The organism is Nocardia sp. NPDC051321, from assembly GCF_044455225.1.
GTDB lineage: Bacteria > Actinomycetota > Actinomycetes > Mycobacteriales > Mycobacteriaceae > Nocardia.
Map to the genome: position 1 here is coordinate 396,612 of NZ_JBITEM010000003.1, position 12,610 is coordinate 409,221.

A 12,610-nucleotide genomic window follows, 5' to 3' on the forward strand; every position below is an offset into this window, starting at 1 on the left:
ATCGGTGCATCGGGCGCTAATTCATGCCCGGCTTGTCGAAGCCGAGATTGTTGAACGTGATGTATCCGCCCGGGAATATGCCACTGGGTAGCATCGCGCGCAGCTCATCGCTGCCTTCTGTCTTTACCGTGATGAGGGCGAGTTTCACCGTCGCCGATGTGCCACCGAGACGTAAACTGCGCATTTTCTTGATGCCGCACTCGGGCGAGGGTTGTTCGAAGGTTAGTTGCTCTGGCATTTGCACATATCCGAGGAAATTAGGCAGGCTCATCGGAACATCGAAAAGCAATGGACGCGACGACACGGTAACCGACCAACCCGGGCCGGTGGCGGTGAGCGTTTCGCCGATGCGCGGGGTACCCGTGAAGTCGGCGAGCGATTTGGGGAAGCCCCAATTGTTGCGCCCGTTCTTCGCGGTCTCCGGGCTGTCCACCACCATGAACGGGGAATGCGCGAACATGCCGGGGTTCTGCGCGCGGGCGTAGGTCAGCAGGCCGGAAATTTCGTTGTACGGACCGACCGGAGTCTGCGAATACCTGGTGGCGAAGCCATAACTCGCCAGCGGCAGGGCACCCCCGGAAATCTCCTTCGGCAGCAGCGCGGGGCCGCCGAGTCTGGGTGCCATTGCCCAGATGAGCAGGCCGTCAGTCGAGGTAAGGTCCCATGGTGAGGGAACGTCCGGGCCCTTGCGGATCTTTTCTCGCATCTGATCGGTCAGCCTGGCCTCCGGGATGGTCGAGTTTATCGACTCCCAGGCGTTCGTATCACAATGATTCGGCGCGGCAATCGCGGCCGGACTCGTCATAATAAATCCGGCGACCAGCACCGCGGCCAGTATGCTGCCTGCCCCGCGATTGCTTTGCGACAGACCCCGACGACCGCTCGACCGCATAATGGAATAAAGGGGCACCGAATCTCCTTTCCTTGGCGAACGAACCGTATCAGTATCAATACGGACGTGCCGGACAGAAGTCCGATTCTGGAAACAGCCGTTAGTTCCACTTAAGTCCAGTTAAATATAAGCGGAGAATCAGCCCGCGGGCAGGCCGACCTGGTCACGCTCGAGCGCACCCCGCAGTTGCGAAAGGGCCTGCGCGACAACAGGCAACGAAGACTGGGCGAGCGTGGCACCCAGCAATTGGGTCAACTGCTCGGCGAAGGTTTCCTCCGCCGCCTCGACCAGGTGCACACCGTCCTCGGTCAGTGCCAGGAGCGACGACCGGCGATCCGACGGATTCGGTTGCCGCACAATCCATCCCTGCTTCTCCAACCGATCGACACCCTTACTCATCGCGCCGACGCCCGCGGCGAACTCGGTCGCGAGGTCCGCCACCCGAGCCCCCGGATGATCGCGTAGGAAGCGCAGCGACTCGAACTGCGAGGTGACGATCCCGTGCAGCTCCCGAAGACGATCGTTCAGCGCGTTGTACAGCCGCGTCTCACACCGCACCAGATCGGCGAACAAGCCCGGCAGGTCGACAGCATCGCCCTTCGATGTATATTCCATGGCATATACTGTACTGGAAGATACTGCCAGGGAAGGTGCATATGAGCATGCAACAACGCGCGACGATCGACGCGCTGCTACGGCAGCCGCGACCCGCGGGGAACGGTTCGGTCGCGGAGATCCGCGCAGGATTCCGAGCGCTGATGGCCCAGATGAACGTGCCGTCCGAGATACGCACCCGGACCACGACGCTCGGCGACCGTCCAGCCGTACTGGTAGAACCGGTGGACACCGCCCGCGCCGGAACGATCCTGTATTTCCACGGCGGCGGTTTCGTCTACGGTTCACCCGAGACGGCCATGCCGCTGACCGCGAACCTGGTGACCCGCACCGGATTTCGCGCCTACTCGGTCGACTACCGGCTCGCGCCCGAACACCCGTTCCCGGCCGCGATCGACGACGCACTCAGCGCTTACCGAGCCCTACTCGACAGTGGCGAACACCCGTCGACCATCGCGTTCGCAGGCGACTCCGCGGGCGGCGGCCTGACCGTCACCACCTGCCTCACCGCCCGCGACGCCGGCCTGCCCATGCCCGCCGCGATCGTGGCGTTCTCCCCCGGCCTGGATATGACCCGCACGGGCGAAAGCATGGACACCAAAGCGGACACCGACCCACTGTTCACCCGCGCGAGCCTGGAGCACACCGGTGCCATGTACCTGGACGGACACGACCCGCACCAGCCGCTGCTGAGCCCGGCAACACTTGCCGACCTCAGCGGCTTCCCGCCGATGCTGCTGCAGGCGGGCACCAACGACATGATCCTCGACGACGCCACCCGCTTGGCTGCCCGCGCGCGAGCAGCCGGGGTGGACGTCATCCTGGACATCACCGCCGATCTGCCGCACGTGTACCAATCCTTCACCGGCGCCCTCGACGAAGCCGACGAAGCTCTGGATCGCGCGGCACATTTCCTCGGCCAGCGCATCCGTAGTCGAGACCTCGAACGCTGACCAAACGCTGGCGGATCAGGCGTGCCCGCCGCCCAGTCCCGGCTTGTGCAACTGCGGCTGGGTGCCGAAGGTAGGCCGGGCGGTGGTGTCCACCGGTTCCGCCACTATCGCGTCCCGCTTGTCCGTCCGAATGGCCCTGGCATCGACCTCGCGTCGCGCGAAGGCGATATCACGTGCGGTACGCACCGACAACCGGCCGAGCGAGGACGCGGCGAAGAACAGGATCAGTGCGCCGAGACCGTAGAAGAAGGTCAGTTGCAGGACAGCGCGTTTCAGGTCGGAGCCCGCGACCGGCTCGCCGACGGCGCCGATGTTCAGCAGATCCGCCAGGAATGGTCCGATGATGAACCACAGGCCCGCCGCCGCTGCCAGCCAACCACCGAAGCCGGCCACCAGTCGGTTGCGGCTGGTCAACATCAGCCACCCGCCGACGACCGCGACGGCGCCGGGCAGCACCTCGAGCCAGCCACGCGCCGATGTCCACACCCAGGAGTCATCCGGCGTGAACGCGAAATGGAAGTATGGCCCAACAAACGGGATCAGTGCGCCCCAGATTCCCAGCAGGAACACCGCGAGCCCGCCGAGGGCTCCCCGACTGCGCGGAATTCTGAGCGCCGGTCCGCGGTCCGCGGAAACGTTGTCGTCGACGGTCATCAGAGCCTCCATTTGTCGAAGTAACTGCTCCTGACCGCCTACCCTCGCCGCACAAACTTATGCACGAGCTGCATAAATGGGTCGATATGGGCCGCAGTGCCTCGACCTGCCAACCGGGTCAGCGCGGCTGCCATTCGATGCGGCCGCCCTGGAAGTCCTGGGCGCGGCCGCCGTTGTAGTCGTATTCGTCGCTGATCGGGTAGCCGTAGCGGCCGTTCTCCCAGTTCTGGCTCGCCCAGGTGTCTCTGATCGCCCCGGATACCACGCGCGCCCCGGTATCGGCCGACCAGTAGATCGAACCACCCTGGAAATGCTGTCCGGCCCCGTTGTTCTTGGCGTGGAACTCGTCGACGGCCGGGAAGCCGAGCGGTCCGTCCTCCCAGGAGAGGGTGGCCCACTTGTCGCGGATCGCGCCCCAGGTGTTGTGCGCGCCGGTCGCGGGTGACCAGTGGATCGTGCCGCCCTCGAACTGGTTGAAGCGACCCGGCTTCCGGGTCGGCATCTCCCTGCTGGTCGGGTAGCGCAGCGCGCCGTTCTCCCAGCCGAGGTCGCCCCATTTGGCGCGGATCGCGCCGCCGATCTGATTGGCGTGACCGTCGGATACCAGTGGATGCCAATAGATCGAACTGTTCTTCTCGAACTCTTGCCAGCGACCGCCGCGAGCGGCATCGGACTCCGGGTTCAGCGCGTTGCCGAAGAAGGCCGCCCCACCGGCCTCGTCGTATTCGACCCGGATCGCGCCGTAGATCGGATACGGCTGCGCGGAGGCTTGGGGGGGAATCAAGGTGAGAGTGCTGAGCACCGCGAGCACAGTCGCGGCTCGGACTGCCCGGGCGGCTCGACGACGGCCGTGCTTCGAAAATCGCGGATCGGGTGACATGACCCCTCCTTGCGCCCCCGTGGATTGCCCCCATTTTACTTGTGCCCGAGCACTTTCGACAGTGTCGCAGCGGCGCCGCGACGGTCGCGTCGAATAAAGCCGCCGTGTCGATCACCCCGCGAAATATCGGCAACCCTACGATTCAACTACGCGGAGTAGAGAGTGGGCATGCATGGAGATCGAGGACGGTCGCACGAGCACACCCGCACTGGTGGCGGTGGCACTGTGGGGTCTGATCATCGCCGTACTGGCCGCGCCGGTCGCGGCAGCCTTGGTCGGGATCGTCTACCGGTTTCCGATCCCGTTCGGTGACGACGCACGCGGCGTCGAAGAGGTCGGCAATGCGGCCATGGCCTCGGTGTTCTACCTGATCAAAGGCGAAGGATTCGTCCTGGCCGCACTCGGTGCCGTCGTCGGCTACCTCCTCGCGCGAGCCCTCGCACCGAGCCTGGGTCGCGCGCTGATACTTACCGTCCTGTCCGCTTTCGGCCTGGCCATGCTCGGCGCGATCAGCCTCGCCTCGATGTGACAAGCCCGCTGTACCGGACCGAATCCGGTGCGCTGGAAACGTTCCAGCACACTGGATGACGGCTCAGGACGCGCCGGTCAGTTGGTATGTCGCGAGGATGCCTTTGTGGTCGCTACACCACCGGGGCGGTGTGGCGGCGAAATTGTCGTCGGTGGTTTCCTGCTGACGGGTGCCGCGCACGATGGATCCGCGCGGACCGACGATGCCGACAGTGGACAGCGTCAGGCCGTTGGCGAAGATGTAGTCGACGCGGTCGCGTTCGTCGGCCTCCGGAGCCCAGGCGAGTTCGGCGACATCCACTTCGACGTTGTCCGAGGGCCAGGTGAGCCCGGGATGGGTGGCCGGATCGGGATACATCGTTCGGTAGGCATCGCGGAAACCGGCCTGGTGCAGGCGGCGAGTGGACTCCCACGGCACCGTCACACCGTGGTGGTCGAACATGTCCGCGGTGGCGGCAGTCCAATCAAGCACGGATGGTTCGTTCAGATCGCCACCCATGATGACCGAAGATCCCTGGGCGATCTCGGTTTTCGCGTCGGCGAGGAAGGCGCTCATGACCTCGGGACGCCCCGAGGCCGCGTTGACGCGCTGGATCGCGGCGGGGTCGGTCACCGGGCCGCCCGGCAACTTCTCGAAGTTGTCCTCGGCGAACTCGCCAGGCGCGGGGACACCGGGCCCGTAGCCGCGGGGCAAATTGGAGGCGTACCAGCGGAACTCGAGATGCGCGGAGTACGCGGTAACGAGCTTGCCGTCGATGTTCAACCGCGCCTTGACCAGCCATTGCAGGTCCGCGTGGTCCTCGACCGGAAACACGGTGAGAATTCCGGTGTCGTGCGACGCGACGGTGTTGAATTCGTGGCCCCGCCCGGCCAATTCGGTCGCGACGGCGGCGGTCGCGGTGGTCGCTTCCGAAAGCAGCACGATCGAAGCCCGGGTCGAGACGATGAGATCGGCGATCAGCCGCGTCCCGTCCGAGACCTTGCTGCCGCTGTGCCACGTGTTCAACGCGAGCACTCGAATCTCCCGCACCGGGGCGGCGACCTCTGGCGAACCCACCTGATCATCGTTTCGCGTCATCACCCCATCATGGCGTCACAAGAACTTTCCGGGGTTGGCGGCCACCGCCCGACGCAACTGGGGTCGATCGGCCCGGTAGGCGGCGACCACCGAGGACAGTTCGTGTGGGCTCGCGCCGTGCATGATCACCGAGTGACAGCCGAGGTCGTACTCGCGCGAGATCTTCCGCACGCACTGCTCCGGCGTGCCGTACGCGGCCGAGGCGAGCCATTCGCCGGGGATCATCGCGTCGAATTGCTCGAGCACGTCGACGGAGGCGGACGCATCGATGGGTCCGGCCGCCGCGGCATCGAGGAACAGCTGGGTGCCGCGGATCCGCTCCCAGACCTGGGGGTCCCAGCCGTTGGCGGCGATCAGGATGTCGGCGTATGCCTGCAGGTAGGTCACCAGGCGGCCGGTCCGCCTGCGCAGCTGATCCTCTTCGGATAGCGCGTCGCTCGCGGTGGCCAGGCACGACCAGATGCGCACGCTGTCCGGGTCCTTGCCTGCCCGTTCGGCACCACGGCGTACCGCCGCAACCGATTTCGCGGTGGCCTCGTCGGAGAAGAAGGTGTGCAGTACCACGAAGTCACCGATCTCACCGGCGAGCTCGAGTGTCTTCGGGCCGACGGCGACGAAGCCGATCGGCGGCGAATCGTCGAGGCCGTTCTGGTGATACAGGACGGGCCATGAACCGGCGGGTCCGTCGTGACCGACGATGGTCTCACCGGCCCAGAGGCGGCGCAGGATGCCGACGAAGTCGCGGAGTTGGGCCTCGGTGACCGCGGGTAGGCCGATCGCCTTCCAGTTCGCCGCCATGCCGCGGCCGAACGCCATGGCGTATCGGCCCTCGGTGAGCGCCTGCATCGTCGACCCCATCGTCGCGGTGACCATCGGGTGGCGGGTGTGGTGGTTGGTGGCGGCCGCCGCGATCCCCAGTTCGGTCGTGCATCCGGCGAGGCCACCGGATAGTACCGCGGAGTCCTTGACGGTCATGCGTTCACCGATCATGCACGAGCCGAGGCCGATCTCCTCCGCGGTGCGCGCCTCCGGGAGCAGGACACGAGCATCGGCGGGGTGGCGGGTGATGCAGTAGTAGGCCAGTTCGTTCAGTTGTTCGGTCACGAGAGTTGTTTTCCCCAAGCAGTTTTCGATCGATGGACGGATACTAGGCGCCGATCTCGGCGAGGAGTTCTTCGACGAGCGACTTGTGGTGGAAGAGCACCTCGACGTCGTCGGGACGCGCCATCTCACCGAAGTGGACCTGACGACCACCAGCGCGCATGAAGACGACGCAGTAGTTGAGGGCGGCGTACAGCGTGTACCAGGTGAGATCGCCGAGCTGCACACCGGCGCACTCGGCGTAGGTCGCCTTCACGTCCGCCATGCGCAAGAAGTCCGGCATCCCGGGGCGGCCGAAGGTGGCGGCGATCGTCTGGAAGACGCGGTGCGCGAACACAAGCCAGGCCACATCGAGTTCGCGGGGGCCGATCGTCGCCAGTTCCCAATCGAGTACCGCCACCGGGATGAAGTCCCGGTACATGCAGTTCCCGATGCGCGCGTCGCCCCACGACAGGACGGTCTCGCCGGCCGACGTCTCGGGCAGATTCGCGGTGAGCCACACCAGGATTCGCTCCACCAGCGGCGACGCACCGCTATCTCGGGCCGCGAATTCGTACCATGCCCTTGCCCGGTTCAGTGTTCGCTCGAGCGGGCTCGAACCCGGCTGCCGCGGATCGAGAAAGGCGAACGTAGTCGGCGCGTCCGGGATGGCGTGCAGAGCGGCGAGTGCCTCGATGGTGCTGTGCTGCAACCGGTTTTGTTGCTCAGGACTGGCGTCGAAGAGCCAGTTGTCGCCGAAGGTGTAGGGCATGACGTCGGGCGGGACCAAGCCGTCGACGCGGTCCATCAGGAGGAAGGGCGTGCCGAGCACCTCGCCGGTCGGCTCGATGAACCGAGCCCGTGGGACGGGACGCTGCTCGATTCCGCGACGATGCGCATGGCGTCGAACTGATCCGGCAGGTTGTAGTCCGCCAAGATGGGGAAATCGCCTGGGGCAGGCACCATCCGGGCGATCAAGTCGGTGACCTGAGGCGCTCCCGCCTCGGTCCAGGTCGCGCTCAGCACCAGGGTCTCCGCGGACATGCCGTTGCTGTCGATACCGGCCCGCAGGGCGACGCTCGGGTCCGCGTCCTCCGGCAGTTGCGTGGCCAGCCATGCGGTGAGGCGCGGGATCAGCGTGCTGGTGTCGCGGCTGCTGCGCCGCAGCCGCATGTCGTTTTCAGCCCGAGGTTGAGACATGGTCACTCCTGACACGATGGCGAAAGCTGCGGGTAACCATCGACCCACCGCGCCGCAATTGTCAACGAGGGTTCTCAATGAATGGGAGTTATGGCAGATAGGCCGCGATCGCGTCGACCAAACCCAGGCGCGCGCTGGCGATCTCGGCGGCGGGCGTGAGGCGGCGCTCGCTGTTGATGCCGCGGATCGCGGGCGGAATCAGGCAGCGAATCCGGTGCACCTTGTCCGGATCGAGCGGCAGGTCCGCCAGGGAGTACTCGAAGGCACGGAGCCAGGCGTCTTCGTACCCGGCCATGGCCGCGGTGGTTCGCGGGAAGACCGAAAGACGTTCCGCGTGATCGTTCGGCAGTCCGGCGCGCAGTGTCTCGACCGCTCGGCCTTCCGGCGTGCCGAGGATGGTCCAGATGGCGTCGACCATTTCCCCTATCCGCTCACGGATCGAACCGCTGAACTCGGGCCATATCTCGGGACTGTTCGCGCCGCTGCGTTCGGTCAACTCGGTCACGACGGCGGCCCATAGGCCGTCGATGTCGCCGAACTGATGCTTCAGCGTGCCCCAGCTGACCCCGGCCGCGCGGGCCACCCGATTCGCCGACAGCGGCTCGCCGGATCCCTCCGCAAGACAGGTGATGGCGATGTCGAGCAGTCGCTGCCGGGTCTGCAGGCCCCGTCGATTGAGGCGAGTTCCGGCCGCGGATTGCGTCGACGGGCCCACTGCGGCCATCAGTACTTCCCTGCCGCTACTTGTCGCATCTCTCGACCGTAGCGGCTCCCGATCCGGGTATGTCGCGAGGTCGCGGCCGGGTCGAGTGCGTGGATCGCCGCTGTGCGCATCATTATGACCCCCGAGGACATCACCACTCTGCGCGGTTACCTGCCGCGGCGGGCCAAGCGCATCGACCAACCCGCGGGCCCGAAGATCGCGACTCCCGATCAGGGGGCCGCCACCCAGGTGTGGGCGGCGGTCAGTCCTGAGCTCGCCGATGTGGGCTCGGTGTATCTCGCGAACTGCGGAATCCGCAGCGACACTGCGCCTTACGCCGTCGACGAAGAGCATGCGGCAGCGTTGTGGGAAGTCTCCGAGAAGCTCTGCGGCGGGGCAGACTGACCAGCTACGGATTACTCGGCGAGGCCCGCGACAATGTGCTCCGCGACGAATCGACGGACCGCGCGGGGGTTGTCCAGATTCACCCGCATGGGCGGCACCAGTTCGAAACTCAGTAGCATCCGCACGATCCACTCGCCGGCCCCGGCCGCGGTCACGCCCGCGCGGACCTCGCCGCGCTGTTCGGCCGCGCGCACCAGTGGTTCCCACAGCTCGAGCGATCGCGTCATCAGGGCATCACCGCTATTACGCAGCAGCAACAGCAGCACCGATTCGTTGATCGAGGCAGCGGCGATCGCATCGGAGCGTTGCCGGTGCGCACAGATCAGCACCGCGGCAGCGGCCACCTGATCGGCGAGCGTCTCGTGCCGGCTCACCTCGGTGGCCAGCGTTTCGATGAACACCGACGCCGCATAGTCCAGCGCCGCTTTGATCGCGGCATCCCGATTACCCAGTGCGTTGTACACGGTGCCGCGGGACACACCGGCCGCCTCGGCAACCGCGGTAAGGCTGAACTGCCTCGGCCCCAATCGCTGCAACGTCGCCGTGTTAGCGCGCATCAGCGCAGGTGACACCACTCGCCCCGATTGGTCTACCGCCTCGCGCATTTCACCCACTCTATGGCTCGATTCCTTTCTGTCGTGACTCAGGTCTACCTGGTGAAGAGGCGGCCAGCGGAAGGCGGCCTCGAACGCGTGAGCCGAGAAGAGAGTTGATTGCCTTGAGTCTCCCCGTCACTATGCGTGCCCTGCGGCAGATGTCCTTGGATGGTCCGCACGATATGCGGTTGATCAGCGATGTGGCGGTGCCTGCGCCCGGAGCGGATGAGATCCTGATCCGGGTTACCGCTGCTGGTGTGAACTTTCGTGATATCTCGCAGAGTCGCGGTTTATCGTCGGACGGTCCGCAGGCTCCATATCTGGCTGGGTTCGAAGCCGCCGGTGAGATCGTCGCGTTGGGCGCGGGAGTGACCGGGCTGGAAGTCGGTGCCCGCGTAATCGGCGTCGGCTACGGTGCTTTCGCCGAGTACATGGTGTTGTCCGCGGTTGCCGCGGTGCCAGTGCCTGACGGCTGGACGGCGCAGCAGGCGCTGGGACTGGTCGTGAACTGGCCGACCGCGCTGGCCGCGCTCAGGCCACTCGGGCAGCTAGACGCCGGGGAGACCGTGCTGATTCATGCGGCGGCGGGCGGGACGGGCCAGGCCGCCGTGCAGATCGCCAAGCACTACGGCGCGACGGTCATCGCTACCGCCTCGCCCGATAAGCATGAGACTGTGCGGTCCCTGGGGGCCGATCATGTGGTGGACTCTCGCAGTGCTGATCTCGCTGCCGAGGTACTGTGGCTGACCGCCGGTGCTGGTGCCGATGTGGTGCTGGAGTCGGTGGGCGGGGCCACCTTCGGTGCGAGTGTGGCAGCGGCCAAGCGGGTCAGCGGTCGAGTCGTCGTCTTCGGCCTGGCGGGTGGCGAGGCCTCGATTACCAACTGGGAGTTGGTGTATGAGCATCAAGTCCACCTCATCGGCCTCAATATCGGGGTGCTGATTCAGGCGGCACCGCGGATCTTCGGCGAGCTCATGGGCGAGCTGTTCGCGCTCATCGCCGCCGGTGTGCTCTCCCCTGGAGAGCCGACCACCTACGAATTGGCCGACGGCGCAAAAGCACTCGCGGAACTGGAGAGCAGAGCGACCGTCGGCAAACTTGCCCTGCTGCCGTGAGTGTGCGTCGGTGACCGGCTCGCGGGCGACGAACCCCGCAATCAGTCCGCGAGCGAGTCCGGGAAGCCGAAAGTGGTGGTGACCAACGCCGAATGATGGAACGCGATCACGCGGGACACACCGGTAACGGTGGGCTCCAGCACCACCGCGCCGTACGCCCCGAGCTTGCCATCCGCGCCCCGGCGATAGACAACCGCGGCGGGATGACCGTTGGCGGTGGTGGCGAACATCCGCCAGTCGCCGGGCGCGCCGAGCACGTACTCGTCGAGCATGCGAATGCACGTCGTCCGGCCGGCCTGCCAGTCGAGGAACGGTGTCGCCTCCAACGTGGCGTCCGTGCGCAGCACCTGTTCCAGCAGACCGGCATCGGACCGCTCGAACGCCGCGATATACCCATCCAGCAGCGCCCGCGCCCGGTCGTCGGTCGGTTCGAGGAGTTCCGCGGCGTTCGGTTCGAGTTCGTCCAGCCGGGCGCGGGCCCGCTGCAGGCCGCTTTTCACCGCTGCGGTGGTGGTGCCGAGGATCGCCGCGGTCTCGGCCGCGGTGAACGCAAGCACCTCGCGCAGGATGAGGATCGCGCGCTGCCGTGCGGGCAGGTGCTGCAGGCTCGCGATGAGCGCCAGCCGCACCGACTCACGGGCGACCACCACCGCCGCCGGATCGTCGTCGGCCGGGGCGATCAGCGCGTCCGGCAGCGGTTCCAGCCACGAAACATCGCCCCGCGCAACAAGACTCGGCGGCCGATCGGGACCGTCGTACGGCCCCGCCAACCCCGAGGGCAGCACCCGAATCCGCCGCGGCCGCAGCGCTGTCAGGCAGACGTTGGTGGCGATCCGGTAGAGCCAGGACCGAATCGACGCCCGGCCCTCGAATCCGGCGTAGGACCGCCACGCTCGCAGGTATGTCTCCTGCACCAGATCCTCGGCGTCCTGCGCCGAGCCGACCATCCGGTAGCAGTGCGCGAACAACTCTCGCCGGAAGCGCTCGGTCTCCGCGGCGAACCGCTCATGGCTCGGTGCCGACAGTTTGTTCGCCATGCGCTCGCTCCTTGTCAGGATCGGTTCGCTGAGCGGAACCGTCGCCCATTACGACCGTGACATCGCGCGGAAGGAATCGAACCCCAGGTCAGGGTAGCCGTTGCGGCGACCGGCCTGCGCGGCGAAGGCTTCGTTCGCGGCTCACACCGCGCTACGACTCGCTAGGTGAAACGAACGTTCTTGTTTAAACTGCGACCATGCCGCGGATCAGCGAGGAACTACGGGCGCAGCGGCGCCGCCATGTGCTGACCAGTGCATGGACTTGTTTCGCGCGCAACGGTTTTCACGCGACCTCGATGGACCAGATCGTCGCGGCGACCGGACTGTCCACCAGCGCCGTCTATCGGTATTTCGCCAGCAAAGACGAACTGATCGACGCCACCGCGGACGAGGCGCTCGCCCTCATCAGCGGCCTTTTCGTCGAGTTGCTGGCCGCCGAGCCGACACCGACTCCCGACCAGACCGTCACCGCGCTGGTCGCCGTCCTGCACCGGCGGGGCGCGCAGGAAGACTACGACCTGTCCCAGCTCGCCATGCAGGCCTGGACCGAAGCCCTGCGCCGCCCGCACCTACGCGACCTGGTCCGCGACTACTACCGCGCGACCCAGGCGAACTTCGCCGAACTCGCCCGGCGGTGGCGGGCCGACGGCCATATCGCCGCCACCGCCGACACCGATGCTGTCGCCACCCTGTTGACAACTTTGCTGCCCGGACTCATCGTGGTCGAACATCTAGGCGACGGCACCTCCGCGGCCCAAATGATCGCAGGCATCAACGGGTTGACCGGCACCCGCTGAGCCCAGTTCCACTGCGCCACTGCGGTTCCGGCCGCTACGCCCAGTAAGCGGCGGCCGGTCGGCCGAGCACGCGGCAG

14 protein-coding genes and 1 pseudogene are annotated in these 12,610 nt (G+C 66.3%); 5 read left to right on the plus strand and 10 right to left on the minus strand.

All coding sequences use genetic code 11. From position 1 onward, the window contains the following. Positions 1-16: 16 nt before the first annotated feature. Together ACIA8C_RS08815 and ACIA8C_RS08820 are read right to left on the minus strand one after the other, a co-directional pair. Positions 17-910: an acetoacetate decarboxylase family protein gene (locus tag ACIA8C_RS08815; protein WP_397132475.1), complete on the minus strand. Its 894-nt coding sequence runs from the start codon at positions 908-910 to the stop codon at positions 17-19. Between the two features lie 120 nt (positions 911-1,030). Beyond that, on the minus strand, positions 1,031-1,507 hold the full coding sequence (locus ACIA8C_RS08820; protein ID WP_397132477.1) for a MarR family winged helix-turn-helix transcriptional regulator: 477 nt from the start codon (positions 1,505-1,507) through the stop codon (positions 1,031-1,033). 41 nt (positions 1,508-1,548) lie between these two features. Between ACIA8C_RS08820 and ACIA8C_RS08825 the strand changes: the two genes are divergently transcribed. Beyond that, positions 1,549-2,460, plus strand: a complete 912-nt coding sequence (locus tag ACIA8C_RS08825) for an alpha/beta hydrolase (protein ID WP_397132479.1) — start codon at positions 1,549-1,551, stop codon at positions 2,458-2,460. A 15-nt stretch (positions 2,461-2,475) separates the two neighbouring features. On the opposite strand, the gene ACIA8C_RS08830 is transcribed toward ACIA8C_RS08825, so the two are convergent. Together ACIA8C_RS08830 and ACIA8C_RS08835 are read right to left on the minus strand one after the other, a co-directional pair. Next, positions 2,476-3,114, minus strand: coding sequence for a hypothetical protein (locus tag ACIA8C_RS08830; protein WP_397132481.1), 639 nt, complete (start codon positions 3,112-3,114; stop codon positions 2,476-2,478). A gap of 118 nt (positions 3,115-3,232) precedes the next feature. After that, complete coding sequence (locus ACIA8C_RS08835; protein WP_397132483.1) at positions 3,233-3,994, minus strand: LGFP repeat-containing protein; 762 nt, start codon at positions 3,992-3,994, stop codon at positions 3,233-3,235. Positions 3,995-4,166: 172 nt separating this feature from the next. Here ACIA8C_RS08835 and ACIA8C_RS08840 point away from each other — a divergent pair, with 172 nt between their 5' ends. After that, complete coding sequence (locus tag ACIA8C_RS08840) at positions 4,167-4,523, plus strand: hypothetical protein (RefSeq protein ID WP_397132485.1); 357 nt, start codon at positions 4,167-4,169, stop codon at positions 4,521-4,523. A gap of 63 nt (positions 4,524-4,586) precedes the next feature. On the opposite strand, the gene ACIA8C_RS08845 is transcribed toward ACIA8C_RS08840, so the two are convergent. The 4 genes and pseudogenes from ACIA8C_RS08845 to ACIA8C_RS08860 all read right to left on the minus strand — a co-directional run bounded on the left by ACIA8C_RS08845 (position 4,587) and on the right by ACIA8C_RS08860 (position 8,604). Then, entirely contained in the window at positions 4,587-5,600 is a 1,014-nt protein-coding gene (locus tag ACIA8C_RS08845; RefSeq protein WP_397132487.1) for an endonuclease/exonuclease/phosphatase family protein, read from the minus strand. A 15-nt stretch (positions 5,601-5,615) separates the two neighbouring features. Beyond that, the gene (locus tag ACIA8C_RS08850) at positions 5,616-6,704 is read right to left on the minus strand and encodes a TIGR03857 family LLM class F420-dependent oxidoreductase (RefSeq protein WP_397132489.1); all 1,089 of its coding nucleotides are present in this window, start codon (positions 6,702-6,704) and stop codon (positions 5,616-5,618) included. A 43-nt stretch (positions 6,705-6,747) separates the two neighbouring features. Then, positions 6,748-7,853, minus strand: a pseudogene (locus ACIA8C_RS08855) (phosphotransferase family protein). Positions 7,854-7,968: 115 nt separating this feature from the next. Then, entirely contained in the window at positions 7,969-8,604 is a 636-nt protein-coding gene (locus tag ACIA8C_RS08860; protein ID WP_397132491.1) for a TetR/AcrR family transcriptional regulator, read from the minus strand. A 102-nt stretch (positions 8,605-8,706) separates the two neighbouring features. Between ACIA8C_RS08860 and ACIA8C_RS08865 the strand changes: the two genes are divergently transcribed. Further along, a complete protein-coding gene (locus ACIA8C_RS08865) occupies positions 8,707-8,988 on the plus strand; it encodes a hypothetical protein (protein WP_397132493.1) in 282 nt (93 codons plus the stop codon). An 11-nt stretch (positions 8,989-8,999) separates the two neighbouring features. On the opposite strand, the gene ACIA8C_RS08870 is transcribed toward ACIA8C_RS08865, so the two are convergent. Then, a complete protein-coding gene (locus ACIA8C_RS08870; protein ID WP_397132495.1) occupies positions 9,000-9,545 on the minus strand; it encodes a TetR/AcrR family transcriptional regulator in 546 nt (181 codons plus the stop codon). A 197-nt stretch (positions 9,546-9,742) separates the two neighbouring features. Here ACIA8C_RS08870 and ACIA8C_RS08875 point away from each other — a divergent pair, with 197 nt between their 5' ends. Then, positions 9,743-10,699, plus strand: a complete 957-nt coding sequence (locus ACIA8C_RS08875; protein WP_397132497.1) for a zinc-binding dehydrogenase — start codon at positions 9,743-9,745, stop codon at positions 10,697-10,699. A 41-nt stretch (positions 10,700-10,740) separates the two neighbouring features. Here ACIA8C_RS08875 and ACIA8C_RS08880 read toward each other — a convergent pair whose 3' ends face one another. Beyond that, the gene (locus tag ACIA8C_RS08880) at positions 10,741-11,736 is read right to left on the minus strand and encodes an RNA polymerase subunit sigma-70 (RefSeq protein WP_397132499.1); all 996 of its coding nucleotides are present in this window, start codon (positions 11,734-11,736) and stop codon (positions 10,741-10,743) included. A 197-nt stretch (positions 11,737-11,933) separates the two neighbouring features. Between ACIA8C_RS08880 and ACIA8C_RS08885 the strand changes: the two genes are divergently transcribed. Further along, positions 11,934-12,533 carry a TetR/AcrR family transcriptional regulator gene (locus ACIA8C_RS08885; protein WP_397132501.1) on the plus strand — a complete coding sequence of 200 codons (600 nt, stop codon included), beginning with the start codon at positions 11,934-11,936 and terminating at the stop codon, positions 12,531-12,533. Positions 12,534-12,610 lie beyond the last annotated feature (77 nt).

Coding starts and splice junctions, on each gene's coding strand:
- ACIA8C_RS08820 (WP_397132477.1), bottom strand. CDS start 1,507: ATGGAATATACATCGAAGGGCGATGCTGTCGACCTGCCGGGCTTGTTC.
- ACIA8C_RS08825 (WP_397132479.1), top strand. CDS start 1,549: ATGAGCATGCAACAACGCGCGACGATCGACGCGCTGCTACGGCAGCCG.
- ACIA8C_RS08830 (WP_397132481.1), bottom strand. CDS start 3,114: ATGACCGTCGACGACAACGTTTCCGCGGACCGCGGACCGGCGCTCAGA.
- ACIA8C_RS08835 (WP_397132483.1), bottom strand. CDS start 3,994: ATGTCACCCGATCCGCGATTTTCGAAGCACGGCCGTCGTCGAGCCGCC.
- ACIA8C_RS08840 (WP_397132485.1), top strand. CDS start 4,167: ATGGAGATCGAGGACGGTCGCACGAGCACACCCGCACTGGTGGCGGTG.
- ACIA8C_RS08845 (WP_397132487.1), bottom strand. CDS start 5,600: ATGACGCGAAACGATGATCAGGTGGGTTCGCCAGAGGTCGCCGCCCCG.
- ACIA8C_RS08860 (WP_397132491.1), bottom strand. CDS start 8,604: ATGGCCGCAGTGGGCCCGTCGACGCAATCCGCGGCCGGAACTCGCCTC.
- ACIA8C_RS08870 (WP_397132495.1), bottom strand. CDS start 9,545: ATGCGCGCTAACACGGCGACGTTGCAGCGATTGGGGCCGAGGCAGTTC.
- ACIA8C_RS08875 (WP_397132497.1), top strand. CDS start 9,743: ATGTCCTTGGATGGTCCGCACGATATGCGGTTGATCAGCGATGTGGCG.
- ACIA8C_RS08880 (WP_397132499.1), bottom strand. CDS start 11,736: ATGGCGAACAAACTGTCGGCACCGAGCCATGAGCGGTTCGCCGCGGAG.
- ACIA8C_RS08885 (WP_397132501.1), top strand. CDS start 11,934: ATGCCGCGGATCAGCGAGGAACTACGGGCGCAGCGGCGCCGCCATGTG.